Annotated in this window: 19 protein-coding genes; 6 read left to right on the top strand and 13 right to left on the bottom strand. The window is 39.6% G+C overall.

Annotated elements, in window-relative coordinates; all coding sequences use genetic code 11:
• Nucleotides 1-15: 15 nt before the first annotated feature.
• The 7 genes from mlaD to dxs all read right to left on the bottom strand — a co-directional run bounded on the left by mlaD (nt 16) and on the right by dxs (nt 7,897).
• The gene (gene mlaD, locus ODQ17_RS13850; RefSeq protein WP_005301188.1) at nt 16-699 is read right to left on the bottom strand and encodes an outer membrane lipid asymmetry maintenance protein MlaD; all 684 of its coding nucleotides are present in this window, start codon (nt 697-699) and stop codon (nt 16-18) included.
• On the bottom strand, nt 699-1,478 hold the full coding sequence (mlaE, locus tag ODQ17_RS13855) for a lipid asymmetry maintenance ABC transporter permease subunit MlaE (RefSeq protein WP_322904376.1): 780 nt from the start codon (nt 1,476-1,478) through the stop codon (nt 699-701). The genes mlaD and mlaE overlap by 1 nt, the downstream gene beginning before the upstream one ends.
• A complete protein-coding gene (locus ODQ17_RS13860; protein ID WP_199943436.1) occupies nt 1,475-2,293 on the bottom strand; it encodes an ABC transporter ATP-binding protein in 819 nt (272 codons plus the stop codon). The genes mlaE and ODQ17_RS13860 overlap by 4 nt, the downstream gene beginning before the upstream one ends.
• 90 nt (nt 2,294-2,383) lie before the next feature.
• On the bottom strand, nt 2,384-2,593 hold the full coding sequence (locus ODQ17_RS13865; RefSeq protein WP_322904378.1) for a hypothetical protein: 210 nt from the start codon (nt 2,591-2,593) through the stop codon (nt 2,384-2,386).
• Between the two features lie 108 nt (nt 2,594-2,701).
• Nucleotides 2,702-4,636, bottom strand: coding sequence for a DEAD/DEAH box helicase (locus ODQ17_RS13870; RefSeq protein ID WP_013196768.1), 1,935 nt, complete (start codon nt 4,634-4,636; stop codon nt 2,702-2,704).
• Between the two features lie 408 nt (nt 4,637-5,044).
• A complete protein-coding gene (locus tag ODQ17_RS13875) occupies nt 5,045-5,875 on the bottom strand; it encodes an inositol monophosphatase family protein (protein WP_004789677.1) in 831 nt (276 codons plus the stop codon).
• A gap of 117 nt (nt 5,876-5,992) precedes the next feature.
• Nucleotides 5,993-7,897 (bottom strand): 1-deoxy-D-xylulose-5-phosphate synthase, encoded by a 1,905-nt coding sequence (dxs, locus tag ODQ17_RS13880; protein ID WP_322904380.1) that lies wholly within the window; start codon nt 7,895-7,897, stop codon nt 5,993-5,995.
• 303 nt (nt 7,898-8,200) lie between these two features.
• Between dxs and ribA the strand changes: the two genes are divergently transcribed.
• From ribA to aroE, 3 genes are all read left to right on the top strand, one after another.
• Complete coding sequence (ribA, locus tag ODQ17_RS13885) at nt 8,201-8,812, top strand: GTP cyclohydrolase II (RefSeq protein WP_252061090.1); 612 nt, start codon at nt 8,201-8,203, stop codon at nt 8,810-8,812.
• Between the two features lie 118 nt (nt 8,813-8,930).
• Entirely contained in the window at nt 8,931-9,881 is a 951-nt protein-coding gene (hemF, locus tag ODQ17_RS13890; RefSeq protein ID WP_322904383.1) for an oxygen-dependent coproporphyrinogen oxidase, read from the top strand.
• Between the two features lie 180 nt (nt 9,882-10,061).
• Complete coding sequence (aroE, locus tag ODQ17_RS13895) at nt 10,062-10,850, top strand: shikimate dehydrogenase (RefSeq protein WP_322904385.1); 789 nt, start codon at nt 10,062-10,064, stop codon at nt 10,848-10,850.
• A gap of 47 nt (nt 10,851-10,897) precedes the next feature.
• Here the strand turns inward: aroE and ODQ17_RS13900 are convergent, their stop codons facing one another.
• Entirely contained in the window at nt 10,898-13,240 is a 2,343-nt protein-coding gene (locus tag ODQ17_RS13900) for a hypothetical protein (RefSeq protein WP_322904387.1), read from the bottom strand.
• A gap of 255 nt (nt 13,241-13,495) precedes the next feature.
• On the opposite strand from ODQ17_RS13900, the gene ODQ17_RS13905 reads away from it, so the two are divergent.
• Nucleotides 13,496-15,319 carry an acyl-CoA dehydrogenase C-terminal domain-containing protein gene (locus ODQ17_RS13905; protein WP_322904389.1) on the top strand — a complete coding sequence of 608 codons (1,824 nt, stop codon included), beginning with the start codon at nt 13,496-13,498 and terminating at the stop codon, nt 15,317-15,319.
• Between the two features lie 66 nt (nt 15,320-15,385).
• Here the strand turns inward: ODQ17_RS13905 and ODQ17_RS13910 are convergent, their stop codons facing one another.
• A complete protein-coding gene (locus ODQ17_RS13910; RefSeq protein ID WP_322904430.1) occupies nt 15,386-16,033 on the bottom strand; it encodes a hypothetical protein in 648 nt (215 codons plus the stop codon).
• Nucleotides 16,034-16,283: 250 nt separating this feature from the next.
• Here ODQ17_RS13910 and ODQ17_RS13915 point away from each other — a divergent pair, with 250 nt between their 5' ends.
• Nucleotides 16,284-16,538: a PspC domain-containing protein gene (locus ODQ17_RS13915; RefSeq protein WP_002116779.1), complete on the top strand. Its 255-nt coding sequence runs from the start codon at nt 16,284-16,286 to the stop codon at nt 16,536-16,538.
• A 64-nt stretch (nt 16,539-16,602) separates the two neighbouring features.
• Here ODQ17_RS13915 and ODQ17_RS13920 read toward each other — a convergent pair whose 3' ends face one another.
• The 4 genes from ODQ17_RS13920 to ODQ17_RS13935 form a co-directional block, all read right to left on the bottom strand.
• Nucleotides 16,603-17,703 (bottom strand): HPP family protein, encoded by a 1,101-nt coding sequence (locus tag ODQ17_RS13920; protein WP_322904391.1) that lies wholly within the window; start codon nt 17,701-17,703, stop codon nt 16,603-16,605.
• Between the two features lie 133 nt (nt 17,704-17,836).
• Nucleotides 17,837-18,634 carry a TIGR03915 family putative DNA repair protein gene (locus ODQ17_RS13925; RefSeq protein WP_322904394.1) on the bottom strand — a complete coding sequence of 266 codons (798 nt, stop codon included), beginning with the start codon at nt 18,632-18,634 and terminating at the stop codon, nt 17,837-17,839.
• A 2-nt stretch (nt 18,635-18,636) separates the two neighbouring features.
• The gene (locus tag ODQ17_RS13930; protein WP_322904396.1) at nt 18,637-19,899 is read right to left on the bottom strand and encodes a putative DNA modification/repair radical SAM protein; all 1,263 of its coding nucleotides are present in this window, start codon (nt 19,897-19,899) and stop codon (nt 18,637-18,639) included.
• A 109-nt stretch (nt 19,900-20,008) separates the two neighbouring features.
• Complete coding sequence (locus tag ODQ17_RS13935; protein ID WP_322904398.1) at nt 20,009-20,425, bottom strand: lysozyme inhibitor LprI family protein; 417 nt, start codon at nt 20,423-20,425, stop codon at nt 20,009-20,011.
• Nucleotides 20,426-20,454: 29 nt separating this feature from the next.
• Between ODQ17_RS13935 and ODQ17_RS13940 the strand changes: the two genes are divergently transcribed.
• On the top strand, nt 20,455-20,874 hold the full coding sequence (locus ODQ17_RS13940) for a hypothetical protein (protein ID WP_322904400.1): 420 nt from the start codon (nt 20,455-20,457) through the stop codon (nt 20,872-20,874).
• The last annotated feature ends 56 nt before the right edge of the window (nt 20,875-20,930 follow it).

The following is a 20,930-nucleotide window of genomic DNA, read 5'->3' on the forward strand; positions in this document are numbered from 1 at the left end:
CCTTCAAATAATCTTTTACTCAACAAATGAGGCTTGTGCACTATCTTTATCAGTGCTTGCAGGAGCACTCGCTTCTGTTGAGCCTGAACCGGCAGCAACTTTACCAGCCCCACCACCAGTAATAAATTTACTAATTAAATCTTCTAAATCCATAGTTCCTTGAGTGTTTGAAATCGTGTCACCTCGTTTCAAGTAGTTCACACCACCACCAGGCACAACTTTCAAATATTTTTCACCCAACAAACCATTGGTTGCTACCATTATATAAGCATCTTCATCAATACTTGTGATGGAGGTCATGTTACTGGTCAGTTGCTGTTCCATTGCTTTTTGTTGCTCTGGAGAAGCTTGAGTATAATCTGAGCTATAACGCAACTCTTCCAACGCATTCTTCTGAACTTCTTTTAATTGTTCAGGATTGAAACTTGTCAACTTTCCATCTAAACCAAATGTTACGGTAGCCAAACGCGTAACCGGATCAAGCGTAATTGAATCAACACGACCAATTGTAACACCACTCATTGTCACTTTAGCACGTGGCTTTAGCCCATTGACGTTATCAAATTGAGCCTTCATGGTATAACTATCGCTTAAGTTCGTACCAACAAGCCCACTAACTTTCATTGCTAAGAAAAACAATGCAATACCGAAGATAATAACAAAGATACCAACGGCCAGTTCACTACTACGTGATTTCATTAAATCCCTCCGAACATGACCGCAGTCAACACGAAATCAAAACCTAAAACACATAATGAAGAATACACAACCGTCCGGGTCATTGCCGTTGCAATGCCTTCTGGTGTCGGATCACAGGCATAGCCTTGATAAACAGCGACCCATGTACAAATCAAAGCAAAAACAATACTTTTAATAATCGTGCCATTGATAATGTCATGCCCGAAACGCACTGTATTTTGCATGCCACTCCAGAAGGAGCCTTCATCAGCACCTAAAAAGTCAACACCGACCATTTTGCCACCAATAATCCCAATGGCGGCAAATATCACAGTTAACATTGGCAAACTGACTATACCTGCCCAAAGACGTGGTGATACGATTTGCTTTAAAGGGTCAACCCCGATCATTTCCATACTGGCAAGCTGTTCGCTTTGCTTCATTGAACCAATTTCGGCAGTCAATGCAGAACCTGCTCGTCCTGCAAATAGCAATGCAGCAACCACAGAAGCAAGCTCACGGAGTAAGGTTAACGAAATCGCTGTACCCAACATCGACTCAGCACCGAAAGTGACCAAAATGCTATACATCTGCAAGCCAAGAACCGCACCAATAAACAAACCAGAAACGGTAATAATAAGTAAGGACATCACACCTACGCGGTGCATTTGGTAACCAAAGCGACCAAAACCACCCTTGGTAGGAAGTGAAAAAATAATCTGCAAGAGCATATATGCCGCAGCACCAATGCCTCGAATCCGCTCAATAACGAGTCTACCTAACCAGGCAATCGTATTCATGGACGAACCTCGTTATTTAAATAAGCTTGTTGACTAAACTGGTATTCAACTGGTCCTTCTTCCGAACCTGTTAAGAATTGGTGTACAAATGGAGAAGCATGTTTTTGCAACTCTTCAGGTGTACCCTCTCCCTGAATTTTTCCTTCAGCTACCACATAGATGTAGTCAGCAATCGATAATGTTTCTGCAACATCATGCGAAACAATAATTGTTGTTAAATCTAACGCTTCACGTAGTGAACGAATTAAACGTGTCAAAACACCTTTCACAATTGGGTCTTGACCAGCAAAAGGTTCATCGTACATGATTAAATCGGGATCAAGTGCAATCGCGCGAGCCAATGCTACACGGCGATTCATACCACCTGAAAGTTCTGTCGGCATTAATTGTTCAGAACCACGTAGACCCACCGATTCAAGTTTTAATGCAACCAGTTCAGCAATGAGATTTTCAGGAAGCTTTGTGTGCGCTCGGATTGGAAACGCCACATTTTCATAAACGGACATATCCGTAAATAGAGCTCCACTCTGAAATAACATGCCCATACGTGCACGAGCGGAAAAAAGTTCCTGACGAGACATTTTGGCAATATCTTTAGCGTCGAGTAAAACTTCCCCCTGATCTGGAACTAACTGTCCACCAATCAGACGTAATAAAGTTGTTTTACCTGTACCAGAAGGTCCCATAATGGCCGTAATCTGGCCTCGACGTATATTTAAACTAATATTGTCATAAATGACGCGTTCCCCTCGATTAAAACTCAAGTTCTTCACTTCAATAAGCGGTTGAGTCGAGAGAGGAGTTTTATTATTCATAATGGCAATCGTTCCTGCACTTTTATGCACGCATACTATAACACTGAAAATTAGCAAACTTGTTGTAATTTTGACAAAAGCAAAGCTAACTTACTTGAGAGAATTCGAAGAAGTATGTTCGTAAAAAGAGGTCAATTCAGAAGCTTGGAATTGCTCAACAGAACTTCCATTTAGAAAAGCGTAGGCGAAGTAAACACCATTACACAAAACGAGTGCAATAAAAAGATAAGGCAACCCATGCTGAACCAGAAGGTTCTTCAATTGTGCCATTATTGTCTCTTTTCGCTTACTTTTACGCATTATTTAATAAAAAATTGAACCAATTCACATTTTGTTAGTTTATAACAAAACTGAAAAATAAAAAAGGCCAGTATTTTTACTGGCCTTTTTTTTCAAACTAAATATTGATTAGCGGTCGAACTTACGACGCGGTGGTTTATCATCAAAACTACGACGCGGACGATCTTCACCACCAAAGCTACGTTTTGGACGATCTTCACCAAACGCTGGACGTTCACCACGTGGTTTGTCATCGAAGCTACGACGTGGCTTATCGCTGAAACCGCCTTCACGACGTGGACGATCTGAGTTGAACTCGCGACGCGGACGATCTTCACCACCGAACGCTGGACGTTCACCACGTGGTTTGTCATCAAAACTACGACGTGGACGATCTTCACCACCAAACGCTGGACGCTCGCCACGTGGTTTGTCATCAAAACTACGACGTGGACGATCTTCACCACCGAAGCTACGTTTTGGACGATCACCAAAACCACTTTCACGACGTGGTTTATAATCTACGCGATTACCACGGTTGTCATCATTCGAGTCAAAACGCGGTTTATCATTGAAACCACCTTCGCGACGCGGACGATCTGAACCAAACTCACGACGTGGACGATCTTCAAAACCACCTTCACGACGTGGACGGTCTGAATTGAACTCGCGACGTGGACGATCTTCACCACCAAATGCTGGACGCTCACCACGTGGTTTATCATCGAAGCTACGACGTGGACGGTCATCACGACCACCTTCACGGCGTTTGAAGTTGCTTTCGCCTTCAAAACGACGACCACCACCGAAACCGCCGCCACCACGACGACCATCACGGCTACCGCCATTACCGCCACGACCACGACCACCGCCATCACGACCTGAACGAGCAGGAGGTGGAGATGGCTCTAAGCCTTCAATTTCAGAAACACTTAAACGCGCTTCTAAATATTCTTCAAGTGCACGAATCTTACCGCGTTCACGATAAGTCGCTAAAGTAATTGCTTGACCAGTACGACCAGCACGACCAGTACGACCAATACGGTGTACATAATCTTCATGCTTCATCGGAAGACCGAAGTTAATTACGTGAGAGATTGTCGGAACGTCAAGACCACGAGCAGCAACGTCAGTTGCAACTAAGATTTTTGCACGACCTTCACGAATACTACGTAAACGACGGTTACGAACTGTTTGTGGCATTGCACCATGAAGTGCAACTACAGAATGACCTGCTTCAGCAAGTTCTTCTGCCAACATATCTGTATCTTCTTGCGTACTAGCAAAAACAACAGCTTGATCTAAGTTTTCATCACTTAACCAATGGGTAAGTAATTTTTTCTTATGTTCGAAGCCATCAGTCCAATGCAATGTTTGTGTAATATCAGTATTGGTTGAATGACCTGTTTCAATTGCGATACGCATAGGATCTTTCATCATGCATGATGCAAGACGAATAATACGGTCAGCAAATGTTGCAGAGAACATTAATGTTTGTTTACGGTTAGCCGCTAATTCGCTAATTGCTTCTAAGTCTTCAGAGAAACCTAGGTCAAGCATACGGTCCGCTTCATCAACGATTAAAGCATCTACTTGATCTAATTTAATTTGACGACGATTTACCAAGTCAAGTAAACGACCAGGTGTTGCAACAACAACTTGCGCGCCTTTTAATTGTTGAATTTGTTTTGCAAATGGCATACCACCCATAATGGCAGCAATACGAACACCTTTCATGTGACGTACAAATGCAATTGCATCTTGACTTACTTGCTGAGCCAATTCACGAGTTGGTGAAATTACCAAGATATTCGGTTGAGTTACTGCTTTCATACGGTCTTTGAACGGTACAACAGTCTCTTGACCAGCTAAAGCATTTAATGTTGGGAGTAAGAATGCAGCAGTTTTACCAGAGCCAGTTTGGCTTGATACGAGAAGGTCTTTACCTTCTAAAGCAGCAGGAATTGCTTGTTCTTGCACAGGAGTCGGGGCAGTAAAACCTAAACCTTCAAGCGCTTGTTGTAAGGTTTCATGCAAAGAAAATTCGGCAAAAGTTTTGCTCATAGAGAGTTTCACCCTTGTGGGTGCTCCATTTTTAATAAATACAAAAAAATAGACATCGGCAAAAAGCGGCAAAGCAAAATTAGCTGAAACGTTTTTTCAGCAGCAATCCGAGTAACGACGATGTGGACTAAACGCACGCTTGATTACGGCCGAACCTGAAGAATCGCTGAGCGATTGGGGCGCAAGTAATGGTCCTCTCTATGGACAGCGTGCGCTTACAATGAATAGAACAGAATGTTCAGGTAATGAACGGAAATTTAAGTGCGTTGGCGGATTATAGCAGAAATAATTTAAAAGTCACCTTTTTTAATCAACTTTATGCATATTTCTTGAATTAACTTAATTTTAATCTTTATTTAAAACATAAAACCCTCTGATTACAGAGGGTTTTATTAATAATGAACCAAATTATTTTGCAGCTTTATCCCAAGCTGGAACAACTGTTTGCATTAAAGGTTTTAGCAATTTAAGCGAACATGCAAGTACTTGACCATTTTCAAGTGAATTATTACCACCACGTGCGTCAACAACTACACCGCCCGCTTCTTTAAGAATAAGTTCACCAGCAGCAATATCCCATGGCTTTAAACCAAGCTCAAAGAAGCCATCGAAACGACCTGCGGCTACATACGCTAAATCTAGAGCAGCTGAACCACCACGACGGATTTGTGCACCTGCTTCAGTAACAGCTAATAATGATGCGAAATGCTGCTCTGCATAAGATACGATTTCACCAGCACGTTTAGCACGGTAAGGATGGCCTACTGCCAAGAATGTATTTTCTAAACTATCTTTTACATTTACACGAATACGGCGTTGATTCATAACTGCACCGCGACCACGGCTTGCAGAGAATAACTCATCACGTACTGGATCGTAGATTACGCCGTGTTGAGTAACACCTTTATGCTGAACTGCAATAGAAATACAGAAATGAGGGAAACCATTAATAAAGTTTTGTGTGCCATCAAGCGGGTCAATTACCCAGCACCACTCTGCATCATGGCCTTTGCCTTCTTGTAAACCAAACTCTTCACCTAAGAAGCTATGGTTTTTATAACTTTTACGCAACGTATCAATCGCTAACTGTTCTAAATAACGATCTACACGTGTTACTGGGCCATCAATGCCTTTCTCTTCAACTTGTAAATCGAGTTTATGACGATTTTGATGCGCTTTTAAAAGCTCTTGACCAACTGTTTGAGCCGCACGCGCAGCCATAACCACCATAGGTTCCATTGAACACCCACTAGACAAATTTGAAGATTTTGACAAAGAATAATGCATAAAAGCGCAAATATTTTAGCAAATATATGCGCTTTTAGGGGGAAAATGTTTCAAAAATTTTATTGAGGGTTAAACGACCTGGTTTAACTTGATCCAAACTTTCTCAATTGAGCTCAAAATACCCTTAGCGTCTAGACCACAGTCTTGCAACATTTGTCCATGTGAAGCCTGTTGTAAGAACAAATCTGGTAAGCCTAAATTAATGATAGGTTTCACAATTTGTTCTTGAGCCATGAACTCATTTACCGCACTTCCGGCGCCACCCATAACGGCATGCTCTTCAACAGTGACAAATAAATGTGTGTGCTCAGCCAAATCACGAATAATTTTTTCATCAAGTGGTTTCACAAAACGCATATTTACAACACGCACACCCACATCATGTTTTTGTGCAAATTGCTCAGCAGCTTCTATGGCAACCATAACGCGGCTACCAAATGCTAAAATTGTAATCTGTTCATCACAAGCAGATTTAATTTCAGCAACGATTTCAGCTTTTCCTAACTCAATAGCAGTCAACTCTTGCTGAATTTCAACACCTACACCTGCGCCACGTGGGTAACGTACCGCCGCTGGTCCATTATAGATATAGGCTGTATGAAGCATCTGACGGCATTCATTTTCATCTTTTGGTGCCATGATGACCATGTTTGGCACTGTACGCATGTATGCATAATCATATGCACCTGCATGAGTTGGACCATCTTCACCAACCAAACCTGCACGGTCAATTCCGAAAGTCACATCAAGGTTTTGTAATGCGACATCATGAATAAGCTGATCATAACCACGCTGTAAGAATGTTGAGTAGATCGCAACAACAGGTTTTAAGCCTTCACAAGCCATTCCTGCTGCAAGTGTTACTGCATGCTGTTCAGCAATCGCTACATCAAAAAATCTCTGCGGAAATTCTTTAGCAAACTGAACCATACCTGAGCCTTCACACATCGCTGGTGTGATTGCAAGTAGGCGCTCATCTTGTGCCGCTTCATCACATAACCACTGACCAAATACATCAGAATATTTAGGTGGTGTTTTACCTGCTGAGGCTGCATTAATTTTGCTAATTGCATGGTAGGTAATCGGATCCGCTTCTGCTGGAGTGAAACCTTTACCTTTTTTAGTATAGACGTGGACTAAACGCGGGCCTTTACGCTTCTTGAGAGCATTAAATACTTGGGCCAGTTGATTTACATCATGGCCATCGAATGGGCCAAAATAATCAAAACCAATTGCTTTAAATAAATTATCTGCCGCATCTGTTGCTGATTGATGCAAACGAGAGTTATAGGTCCATTTTGGATGTGGCTGAATGTAAGCCTCACCATGTTCATCTACATTTACTAAATGGCCTTTTTCCCAAATTGCAGCTAAATGTTTAGCAAAACCGCCTGTGCTACAAGAAATTGACATGTCATTGTCATTCAGCACAACAATTAAATCAGCATCATGTGCAACAGCGTCGTTCATGGCTTCAAACGCCATACCTGCTGTCATTGCACCATCACCAACAATACAAACGACTTCACATGGATCATTTTGATAGCGACGTGCTAACGACATTCCTAAACCAGCTGAAATTGCTGTTGATGAATGTCCTACGCCGAATGTATCAAAAACGGATTCTTCTCTGGCTGGAAATGCTGCTAAACCATTCTTAGAACGAATCGTCGTCATTTGCTCACGACGACCTGTCAGGACTTTATGCGGATACGCCTGATGTCCCACATCCCAAACTAATCGGTCATTTGGTGTATTAAAGCAATAATGCAGCGCAACCGTCAGCTCAACCACGCCGAGATTAGCACCGAAATGGCCACCACTCTGGCCTGCTGCATATAAAATATATTGACGCAACTCATCAGCCACTTGAACCAATTGGCTATGCTCGAGCTGACGTAATTGTTGAGGATGATCAATTGCATCTAACAATGGCGTAACAGGGCGTTGAGTTGGAATTTCGGTATACAACATATGTGGCAAAGCCTTTATAAGCCTGGCAAATCCTAAGCTGGGTCAAAATGGGTCGATCATACAATCGAATGAAGTCACCTTCAATCAGCCACATTTGCGAACGAGGTCATGCAAAGCAGTCTCTCATACATCATGGGTATGGTTGGCAGATTATCCTGAATAATCTGACTATTTATCAACTATTATCGTCATCTTTATACAAAAAAGAAAACCTTAGTGTGCAAAATGATTATGACAATTCGACCAATCTCCCAGCATTACGCTATACTTTAAACCGTTTTCGGTTAAAAGATGAGTTAATCTGTGCCTATAGAGTTCATTGCAACATCAAAACTCCCGACCGCTTTTGGTGAATTCAATATTTCTGTGTTTCAAGATCCAGTATCAGGTGAAGAACATGTGGCACTTTCTAAAGGGTTAGAAAATCCCCCTACAGGCCCTGTTTTGGTTCGTGTACATTCAGAATGTTTAACAGGTGATGCCTTTGCATCATTAAAATGCGACTGTGGTCCTCAATTACAGGCAACTCAAAAGCTCATCAACGAGACAGGCCAAGGCGTTATTTTATATTTACGTCAAGAAGGCCGTGGTATTGGGCTTACAAATAAAATTCGCGCCTATGCTTTACAAGATCAAGGTCATGACACCGTAGATGCTAATTTACTTTTAAATTTACCTGCCGATGCACGTCGTTACGACATGTGTAGCATCATGCTAGATCATTTAGAAGTAAAAGAAGTTAAATTAATTACCAATAATCCTTTGAAAATTCAGGCACTCAAAGATCAAGGAATTAATGTTGTTGACCGTGTTCCATTAACGGTTGGACGTAACCCTTTTAATGAACAATATTTAAAAACTAAACGTGAACGTATGGATCACCTTTACCAAAAAGATGATTTTTTAAAAAAATAAATATTAAAAAAGCAATTGCAGGGGATTTTTGAGACATTTCTTAAAAATCCCTTACTTTTTTTATGGTTTTGTGTTTTGATGTATCTATCTCCTATCTCAATCATCTTTGAGGGTCATTATGCAACATCCGACTTCCACAGATATTCAACGTGTCCGCGAATTTCTCCTCGATTTACAAGCCCGTATATGTGCTGGTTTAGAACAACAAGAAAAAGCTGGTGGCGGTACGAGTGAATTTATTATTGATGATTGGGAACGTCAGGAAGGTGGTGGTGGACGTTCACGCGTATTGCAAAATGGTACAGTGATTGAAAAAGGTGGTGTGATGTTCTCTCACATCAACATTAGTAAACTGCCCGCTTCCGCTACAGAAAGACACCCTCAAATTGCTGGCGCTAAAGCTCAAGCGCTTGGCGTTTCGTTAGTGATTCACCCTAAAAACCCGAATATTCCGACTTCTCATGCCAATGTACGTTTATTCGTTGCAGAACCTGAAGGACAAGATCCGATTTGGTGGTTTGGCGGTGGTTTTGACTTAACTCCTTTTTATCCAGATGAGCAAGATGTTATCGATTGGCATCAAGCCGCTCATGACTTATGTCAGCCTTTTGGTGAGCATGTCTACGCTGAACATAAAAAATGGTGTGATGATTATTTCTATTTAAAACATCGTGATGAACAACGTGGTGTTGGTGGTTTATTTTTTGATGATCTCAATGGCTGGGATTTCGAAACTTGCTTTAAATATATTCAAGCTGTAGGTAATGGTTATTTAAATGCCATTCTGCCAATTTTTGAAAAACATCGTGAACAGCCTTATACCGAAGCTCAACGTGAATTTCAGCTTTACCGTCGCGGTAGATATGTTGAATATAACTTAGTATATGACCGTGGAACATTGTTTGGCTTACAAACAGGTGGACGTATCGAATCTATTTTAGTCAGCCTCCCTAACCTTGCAGGTTGGTCGTATCGTCCTGAATGGGATGAAGATTCCCCAGAGAAACGTTTAACTGACTACTACCTAAAACCACGTGACTGGTTAAATCTAAAAGAAAAAGTTGCTTAATTTTTTGCTTTTTGGAGATTCTTTGGCTTCCACCCTAGAGAATCTCCTTTTTTATTTTCACTTTTCTGAACCTCATTCAAATATTTTTTCTTATTCCAATTTGGCTTATAGTGAGGCCTGCTGAATATTCAGCACACGTTTTTAACTGCTTCATGCCATTTTAAAATTTTGGATATAAGAATGACCAAACAGTTTGCAGTAATTGGCAACCCAATCGAACAATCACGCTCTCCTGAATTGCATCATGCTTTCGCTGAAAAAACAGGTGTTGATCTCGACTATCAAAAACGTCTTGCCCCTCTTGATGGTTTTGAACCGAGTATGCGTAGTTTCTTTGCCAATGGCGGAAGTGGCATGAACGTTACCGTACCATTTAAAGAACAAGCTTTTGCTTTGTGTGATGTGTTAACCGAACGCGCTCAAATTGCGAAAGCGGTGAATACGTTATGGATGCAGAATGGTAAATTGCACGGCGATAATACTGATGGCCAAGGCTTAGTGGCCGCAATTCAAGCCTTAGACTGGAACCTAGAAAATACAAATATTTTAATTTTAGGAGCTGGGGGTGCAACTCGTGGTGTTATTTACCCATTGGTACAGGCTGGTGCTAAGAAGATTGTGATTGCAAACCGTACTCTCGTTCGTGCAGAGCAACTGGTAGATGACTTAAAAGCAGCAGTTCCTCAAGCTCAATTACAAGCAATTTCTCTAAGTGAGTTAGAAGGGAGTTTTGACATTGTAATTAATGCAACTTCTGCAAGCCTTTCAGGTGATGCATTACAATTACCAGAAAATCTAGAGTTCAAATATGCCTATGAAATGGCTTATGGCAAGCCGTCTAGTTTCCTTGAGCAAGCTAAACAACGCAATGTGCCTTATGCGGAAGGTTTTGGGATGTTAGTGGGTCAGGCTATTGAAGCCTTCTATATATGGAATGGTGTGAGACCTGAATTAAAAGATTTTCTATAAAACAAAAAAGAACCTACTTAAAGTAGGTTCTTTTTTTATCTCATCTATTATTTTTTAGCTGTAACCATCTGCTTATAAACATCTCGGAAAATCTCATAATCAATAAATTCATTATGTTCAGGTTTTAAATTCTGAATTGTTTTTTCCGTAAGTTGCTGTTTACGCGCAGCAGCATAAGCCTTACCTAAAATATCAGCTGTTTGCGACAACAATGGTTTTTCTTCAGCAGAAGCACCATTTTGTTGTTCAAATTTTAATTGATATTGCTTCGAGAAAAGCTGATCAGGCTGCTTATATTGTTTCTGTAATTTTTGCCATGCTTCACGCCCTGCCTCACCTTGTATTGTCGTAATCACAATATGGTCCACAGCACGACCTAAATCATTATCAAATTGCTCTTCTTGCTCAAGATGATGCTTTTTCTGCAATGCTTCTATACGCTCTAAAGCCTTACCTTGAGGATTATAAGTTTCTTCTTCAGAGAACCAGTAAGCATAAACTTCAGCAATTTCTTGCAACTGTTGAACTGAATAATAATTAATATATGACGGTTTTTCGGCAGTCAATTTTGCAATAAACACAGCCTTATACGTTTTGTCATAGGCACGTGTTGCATCATAAGTTTGGTTAGCCAACAGCGCTAGACTAGAATCTAAATCTTGTACATCGCTATGTAAGCCAACTGGATGTTCAGAAACATCACTCTGCCCAAGTTTTTCACTAAAGCCTTTTACAAAGTTTTCAAATAGCGAACCTTTGCTTGCTTCAGCAACTGATTTAGCTTGTTTAAGCTGCTGCTGATCAATTGAAGTGGCTTTACCATAATTTAAAATTTGCATGTCCGCTTTAATATTAAAGCGATGATTAAACTCGGCTGGTGTATATGCCACATCATAGTCTGCGTTAACTAAACGGCCTTTTTCATCAAGTCCAACATCAATCGTAATTGGATTTCTTTTTTTTGGTAAAGCTTGCTCAATCTCGGCTTTATGTTTTAACCATAAAGCTTTAAATGCATCATCATTCACAAACTGGTTCTGATCATAAGCAGCAAAAGTTTGTTTTAGGGCAGCTTGACGAGCTTTCATCTGAGTTTTTTCGGTATTTACAGCGCTCTGATCAAGCACATTAATACCGTAAATTTGACAGTAATTAATATCACCTAAGGCAACTGGTTTCTTAAGAGACTGTAATTCAACACACTGATCTTCTGTAAGTGTAGCCACTTCTTCATCTTGTGCAGTTGGTTCAGCATTTGCAACAGCAATGTCTTCGGCTTGAGCTGAATCAGAGGCTGCTTCTGCTGCTGCCACATCTTGAGCTGCACTTGCTTGGTCTTCATCACCTTCCTCAGAAGCCAATGTATTGCCAAAATGAGCATTAATAAGCGAATAAAGTTGCTGACTGACAGCCGCTGCATCTTCAGAAGAAACCTTCTGTCCCTCAGCACCAGTCGCCTTTTTCTTAGCTTCAGAAGCAGCAAGATCAGTTGCTATAGATTCAGCAATCTTTTGGTCATCAAAACCTAAAACATTTTTTTGCAAATATTTTTCATTGACTTGACCATAGAGTTCCGATTGCAGCAATAACTCTTCGACCGTATCTTTTAAGCGAATTTTTTCTACAATTCCGGCTTTACGGTCAGCATCAGTAATTGGTAAACGCTGTAAATTTTGAGGTTCAGCCAAACGATAAGATACCGCGCTAGAAGCTTTCGCATATTCAACAAACTTCTTCATATCGACGTTTGTAAACAGATTTTTATACTTTGAAAAATCGACATACGCCAAGTTATTTTGATTGTCTTTATTGACCAAATAAGGCATTAATCCGAAATAATTAACGTAAAATTTATAGTCTTTCAGATCAAGTACCATTGGCAATTTTGCCTGTACCAATAAGGTCGGTTTCTCATATCTTGCCGTGAGATTTAATGACCCCATTTTTTGACGGTAATGAACTGAACCATCGTAACTAAATTGGAGATCATTTAATAAATTTATTAATACGGCATTTACTTTTTCTGAACGTGATTCGTCAGATACACCCGAAACAGATTGCTCATTTGCAATTGCAGCATAAAGCGCCTGCTTCTGTTTTTTATTCAAATTAGTTTTTTGTTCACGTAAATATTGATCTAGTTTTTTTTGCACTCCAGCATCAAGCTGAGCCGTTTTCTCTACAGTACTGATTTTCTTAGGCTGATTTGGATGAACATTAACTTTAAAATGGCCGCGGTAGTCATAGCTTGGGTATTCATACATTGCATTCATACCCTGAATGACTTTTTGATCTAAGTTGGCAGATGCCACTGATGGACGTAGGTTATGCTGCGCACATGCGGTCAAACCCAAACTAAATAAACATAAACTGAGATATTTTAAATGCATAACCTTTTTTAAAACCTTATAGCTTTATCTTTTTAGCAAAACTTGCTAAAAATAAAAAATAGTTGTTTTTTCACATAAAAGTATAAGTCCTGAATGTAGCAGAAAATGTATTTTCGGGTGTATTTATTTTCGACAAAATTCGCTTTTCTGACATTTCTTTCGGATGTGATTATCATTGTATTTTTATCAGGTGAGTGAATAATCAAATCATCGATTCAGATAATCCCACAATGATTCAAAATTAGGATTAAAGCCATGCCAGCATATAAAGCCCCGCTACATGATATTCGTTTCTTAATGAATGAAGTATTAGATTACCCTGCTCACTATAAAACTTTATCAAATGGTGAAAATGCAGATCCAGATACAGTTGATATGATTCTTGAAGGTGCGGCAGATTATTGTGAAAACATATTGTCGCCACTTAACCAACCTGGTGATGAAGAAGGTTGCCATTTTGACAATGGTGAAGTGAGAACACCTAAAGGCTTTAAAGAAGCTTATGACCAATTCGTAATGGGCGGTTGGCAAGGTCTTTCTTATCCAGAAGAATTTGGTGGTCAAGGCCTACCAATGTCATTAAATCTGATTAAATCAGAAATGATGGGTACTGCAAACTGGTCATTTACGATGTACCCTGGCTTAAGTTCGGGTTGTATGAATACTATCTTGCAATTCGGTACTGATGAACAAAAACAAACCTATATGCCTAAACTTGTTGAAGGAACTTGGAGCGGCACAATGTGCTTAACCGAACCTCAATGTGGTACGGACTTAGGTCAAGTTAAAACTAAAGCTGAACCTCAAGCAGATGGTACTTATAAAATCTCTGGTACAAAAATCTTCATTTCTGCCGGTGAACATGACTTAACTGAAAATATTATTCACATCGTACTTGCACGTCTTCCAGATGCTCCTGCTGGTACTCGTGGTATTTCATTATTTATCGTACCTAAATTCATCCCTACTGCTGATGGCGGTGTTGGTGAACGTAATACAGTCGCTTGTGGTTCAATCGAACACAAAATGGGGATCCGAGCTTCTGCTACTGCGGTATTGAACTTTGATAATGCAACTGGTTATTTAATCGGTGAAGTGAACAAAGGTCTACATGCAATGTTTACCTTCATGAACACAGCACGTATTGGTACTGCTGTTCAAGGTATTGCACATGCTGAGTTATCTTATCAAGGTGCGTTACCTTATGCGAAAGACCGTATGTCTATGCGTGCGCTTTCTGGTAAGAAAGATCCAGATAAAGTTGCTGACGCAATCATTCATCATGCTGACGTACGCCGCCTATTGTTGACTCAAAAAGCAATTGCTGAAGGTGGCCGTTCAATGATCTATCATGCTGCAAAACTTGCAGACAAAATGACAGATGCATTAACACGTGGCGACCAAGCTGCTTATGAAGACTATGATGACAAGCTTGGTTTCTATACCCCGATTTTGAAAGGTTTCTTGACTGAACTTGGTTTAGAAGCTGCAAATAACGGTATGCAAGTTTACGGCGGCCACGGCTACATCAAAGAATGGGGCATGGAACAAATCGCTCGTGATGCTCGTATTTCAACGCTATACGAAGGTACCACAGGCATTCAAGCACTTGACTTGATTGGTCGTAAAGTATTGCTTAGCTCAAAAGGTAAAGTGGTTCGTGACTACACTGCTGAAATCTTAAAATTCTGTGCTGCGCACGCACGTAATAAATACTTACGTCGTTTTGCTTGGGACTTAACTAAGCTTTGTGCTCAATGGAATACTTTAACTGTTCGTATCATGCTTGCTGCACGTAAAGACCGTGACATCGTATCTTCTGCTTCTGTAGACTTTTTAATGTTCTCTGGTTACGTGATGATGGCTTACTTCTGGGCGCAACAAGCAGTCATTGCTTCTGAAAAACTTGAAGCAGGTGACGGTGCAGAAACGCCTGAATTCTATAAAGCTAAAATCAAAGTTGCAGACTTCTACTTTGACCGTATGTTACCTCGTACTCAAGGTCATGCAGAGTCGATGGTGACAAGCTCTCGTACATTAACATCATTACCTGTTGAACACTTTAGCTTCGACTACTAATGATTTTTAAATAGAGAAACGAAAAGAGCGCAATTCATATTGCGCTCTTTTTTATTCAAGTCATATTTATTCTTTAGTTAATACATAAGCCTGATTTGGAACAAAATAGTTTTGCTCTAAAAATTCACGATTTTTACCATAATCGCTATAAAACAGTTTTTCCAGATTCATAACCAATCTTTTGTTTGAATCAAAATTAAAATAAAAATTAACTTTAGATAAAGGACATTGAATGGTTAACTCATGCTCTTTTTCGTCCACCTTCCAATTTAAAGAAGGACACAGTTCATTTACAGCGGCACTTTTAGCCCCATCTTTACTTCCCACGCGACCAAAATGAATAACATTCCAATAGGCCGATCCATTGGGTAATAAATTTAAAATGTACTCTGCTTCACCTGACTCACAATCAGCAAAAGCATCTTCACATGAAATTCGGGTGTGATAGCGCCCTACATATTGCAATAAGGTTCCGCTTAACTTTTTGGTTTGATCTAAGTTTTCTTCAGGTAAAAAAGTACGGCCTGCCACATAATCTAATGTTTTTGTAGATGTACTATTTTTTATTAGATTTTCTTCATGCGTAGAACTAGAGCTGGCACTAGAGTGATCTTTTGAGTTGGCATGGTTTATATCGCAAGCACTCAGTGTCAGGCACATCATAGCCCCTACCACTAAATACTTAACTAAAAAACTAGACCGCTTCAAAGACATATACATTATTCACAGATAACAGCAACCGCCATGTTTATATTCATTTCAGGCATTAACCAATTGCTGTAATAAACCTTTAAGCCCTGAAAAAGTGCATTTTAGTTGATGTTGGTTTCCTTCATCCCAATCCTTTACATATTTTAACCAATTTACTTTTGAGAGGACTTTAAACCCGTTATTTCGCCTCCATATTTTTATTAAGCAAGAGCACAATAGCTTCTTGTAATTATTTATCTTTAAGGAGAATTAGATGGCCAGTTCTGGTTTATATCGCTCGAACCGACACAGCATGATCGCCGGTGTAATGGGTGGTATTGCTGAACGTTTTGGTTGGAACGTAACTTTACTACGTGTCATTTTTGTTTTGATCTCAATTATGAGTGCGGCCTTTCCAGGAATTTTAGTTTATCTGGTTTTATGGTTAGTCATTCCGAAAAAACAGCCAGAGCATATTGAAGGCTATCGACAATCCGTTCGAACAGTAAATGAAGAGCAAGTACGTTAATTAATAATTTTGGTCGCTACGGTTGCATCCCCTAATCAACCGTAGCTTTTTTTTATTCTAAAAATTATAGCTTTTGATTTAACTGTTGCTGTAACGCAGCAATCATATCTGCACGGCTAATCATTCCTACGAGCTTACGATCTTCAACCACAGGAATGTAGTTAAAAGACTTTTCTACAAAGTATGGCACCAAATCTTGAATAGGTTGAGTTGGCAGTACCGTGACCACTCGATGACTCATAATTTGTTTTACATAGTGCTGCCAAGAGTTTCTTGGATCTGCTGCGCCCTTAAACCACTCAACAACTTCATATAACGCTAAAGTTCCCACCAAATGGTTTTCTGCATTTACAACAGGTAGGCTCATCAAGTTCACTTGTTTAAATTTATCGAGCGCCTGATGAATGTCGTCATCTTCATGTAGTTTGATAACATCACGGCTCATAATATCCTGACAGATATATTGATTTACCATGCGCTCATTGGCATGTTCCTGAGCCTCTAAAATGATTTTTTCTAAATCGTACTGACTAATATCTAGTAATTCTGTGTGATGCCCTAATGCATACTCAATGTCTTTGGGTTGAATAGATACTTTTTGAGTCGGTGTAGGATCTTTACTACGGTCATTAAGATGAGCAGTAACCGGATAATGCCGCCCAATTAATCTATTAAAAAATATGGCGAAACCGAGTAAAAGTAACGAGTTGAGTAAAACTGGATAAAAAATAAAATAAAAGCCTAATTTATGAATTGCAGCACCGCCCAACACAGCCGTAATTGCGACTGCACCACTTGGTGGATGCAAAGAGTCGGTGGTCATCATTAAAAATATGGCAAAACCTACTGCGACACTAAAAGCTGTAGTTAAATCAGGAATCCACTGCGCACAGGCAACACCAATAATTCCAGCTAAGGTATTACCAACAATCACATTCCATGGTTGAGCCAAGGGACTAGTCGGCACAGCAAACAATAGAACAGATGAGGCGCCCATTGGAGCGATGTACCAAGCATTAATTCCACCCAGAACATACCAGCTAATTAAGGAAGAAATTGCTAAACCACACAACGCTCCAATACCGCAAAGTAACCGTTCCTTTAAAGGTAAAACCTTAAAATTTGGCTTTAAAATCTGTAACCATTCTCGCTGTATAACACTCACAGTACACCTTTGGGGATATGCCGTTATTTATAACGGGCAAAAGTATACGCCCAAAGTCACATAAAGTGCATTTAAATTATATCTTTAAACAACAAGAAAGCTTATTGAAAATAATCTTTATTATTTTAAAACTTTAATATTCCAACAATTTTTCATTTAAGTAACGCCAATAGCGCTTCGGCAAATATTGCACATGAAGTTTTATATTCTGGCGTTCAGTAATATTAACGCTATTAAAATAATCTTTCCAAAGCTGGTCATACAAAACTTCTTGTTCATCCAACTCAAGCTGAAAGCTTTGACTCATGCCATTTTTTAAATTACGGTCGACTTCAGAAGCTTCAAGTGAAACTTCATGTATTTCACGTAAATCATAGTAAATTCCAAACTTGCGTTGTTCGTCATAAATAAGCCAACGCTGATCTTGGTAACGCCGTTTAAAATGAGGCTGAATAAGCGGTAAAACATTAAAATCAGGACGAACTAAACTCAAAAAAAGCTCATCTTTTGTTTTCTTAAAACGAATAAAAGCTTCCATTCGATGCTTCTCTCGCCCGACCTTTTTCGTCCACTGCGCAATCGCCAAAACACTAAGATTTGAATAATCTTTTTCTACAGAAAAATGACTACTAAACACATAAATACAGTAATTAAATAAATGCTGATAGGCATCTAAAGATTCAGATAAATAAGCAAAATAAAATTGTTTTAACGAAGAAGATGAAAGCTTTTTTTGTAGTGCGGACCAAACACGCTCGGCATGCTGCTCATTATTTGAAACCTCAATTTTATCGGCAAATAAGCCATGTTGAGCCGCATCATTTAAACAGAGTCTGACCTGTAGCTCTTTAAACTGAAATGCGCGAAAAACACAGCTCAACAGTCCAACCATTGAACCATCAAAATAGTAAGCCACTTCATCATTAAACATGACTAAAACCCAAGGCTTAATTGTGGCGAGAGTTGCTGCACATATTTCGAAGATCCCTGCATTAAAATCTGCTGTCGAATATAGCCAGAAGATAGTTCCTTTTGGAACTTTGGACTGTCCTCACAGCGAATAAAGAATTTTGCACGCTGGTAAGCCACACCTAGTTTCTTAAGTAAATCGATATGGATTTTTCCAAAACGGCGTGCTTGCACAATTTTCTTAGCTGATTTCACTCCAATGCCTGGCACACGCAAAATCATCTGATAATCTGCACGATTTAAATCTACTGGAAACTGTTCAGGATGCCTTAATGCCCAGCTTAGTTTCGGGTCTACATCAAGATCTAAGTTTGGATGTTTTTCATTGACGATTTCATTGACCTGAAAGCCATAAAAACGCATCAGCCAATCGCTTTGATAGAGTCGATTTTCACGAAGCAACGGCGGTGCAGAACCAACTGCTGGCAAGTAATTATTTTCGGTATTAATTGGAATATAGCCAGAGAAATAGACACGTTTGAGTTTAAATTCCTTATAGTGTTTGTCTGCCATAAACAAGACATCTTGATCTGACTCTTGATGAGCACCTACTACCATTTGGGTGGTCTGCCCTGCTGGTACATATTTCGGCACATGCTTAATGATTTGGCGTTCATCTTTAAGCTGAATGAGCCTGTCACGGACCAAACCTAAATCTTTTTGCACTTCCTGATGTGATTTTTCTGGTGCAAAAGTTTTTAGGCCAACCTCGGTCGGCATCTCTAAATTAATACTCATACGGTCAGCATATAAACCTGCCTCATGAATCAGTTCAGGCGATGCCCCCGGAATTGTTTTTAAATGAATATAGCCATTAAAATTTTCTTCAAGACGTAACTTTTTCACGACTTGAAGCATACGCTCCATCGTATGATCGGCCGATTTAAAAATGCCAGAGCTTAAAAATAAACCTTCAATATAATTACGGCGGTAAAAATTAATGGTTAAGTCTACGACTTCTTGCACTGTAAATGCTGCACGTTGGACGTCATTAGAACGACGTGAAACACAATAGGCGCAGTCAAAAATACAAACATTGCTAAATAGAATTTTTAAGAGAGATACACAGCGGCCATCTTCAGTATAGCTATGGCAAATTCCTGAATGGCTGGCATCACCTAGGCCTTTATCTTTGTTTTTACGGTCACTGCCACTTGATGAACAAGACACATCATATTTGGCAGCATCGGCAAGAATCTGTAGTTTTTCTCGAATGCGATCAGACATATCAAACGACTCATTTATGGCATCGTTTAAAAAATATCATTTTGTATTCTTAAATTTAATCCAGTGAAGTACGCTCAGCGTCATGAGGTGACGTTTAAAATAATCCATCTTAATTAACGTATTCTTCTAGCTGCTTTACACGCTCGGCATACTCTTGCATTGGGCAATATGAATACATCGGTGAGCCAATGTATGAGCCTGCATTACTACATTCCTGATCTACATAAGCTTTCCAAAGTCGCTGAGATTTTAAAATATCTTGGTAACGCTCTGGCTGTTTGTATTCTTCGCTTTGTGTGCGAATTTGATCAATAAGAGCAACTATTTTTTCCTCATAAGTCTTTTTAGCTTTTTCAGAACAACTATGCACGACCATGTTATTAATGCTTTCAAGCTTCATTTCTTTAATGGTCTGATCTACACATTGACTGTATTCATCTTGCTCATCAGTTTCGGTTTGCGCGTAAAGCCATGGACTACAAAAAAGGCTGGATAAAACAATGAGTTTGCAGCAAAATTTCAGCATAACTAATTCTCGATTCTATAATTTTTAATATGCTTCAATATAACAAAAAAACGCTTATTCACGCATTTGCGCTTACACCCATCCCATTGCTGAGTTTATCTGCCTTAGCGGTAATGACATTAAATGCTGAATTTAGCCTTTATTCGATTGGAGTTATTTTACTAGCCCATTTCTTGTTTTATTTATTTTTTTATGGCCTTCTAGTTATTCCTTTCGCATATATCATTTCCTATTTTCTCGCCCGTAAAAATCGTTTAAATCTGATGAGTATTTTCATCAGCGCAACTACGATCTGGATTTTGATTAGCCCGATTGCACGTTTGATTTTTGTCGGATCATTTCCTTCTCCTTGGTGGGATATTTATAAGATCTACAGTTTTTATCTCATGATTTTATTTACCAGCTTTTGCTACTGGTTAAGCTTGAAGTGGATAAGCCGAAACAAATAGGCTAATCGCGCATTCCTTTGATTAAGCCTTTGCCACTCCCCCACAAAATCCTTATA

Origin of the sequence: Acinetobacter sp. IRS14 (assembly GCF_034650275.1) — a bacterium.
In the GTDB taxonomy this organism is placed as follows: Bacteria; Pseudomonadota; Gammaproteobacteria; order Pseudomonadales; family Moraxellaceae; genus Acinetobacter; species Acinetobacter oleivorans.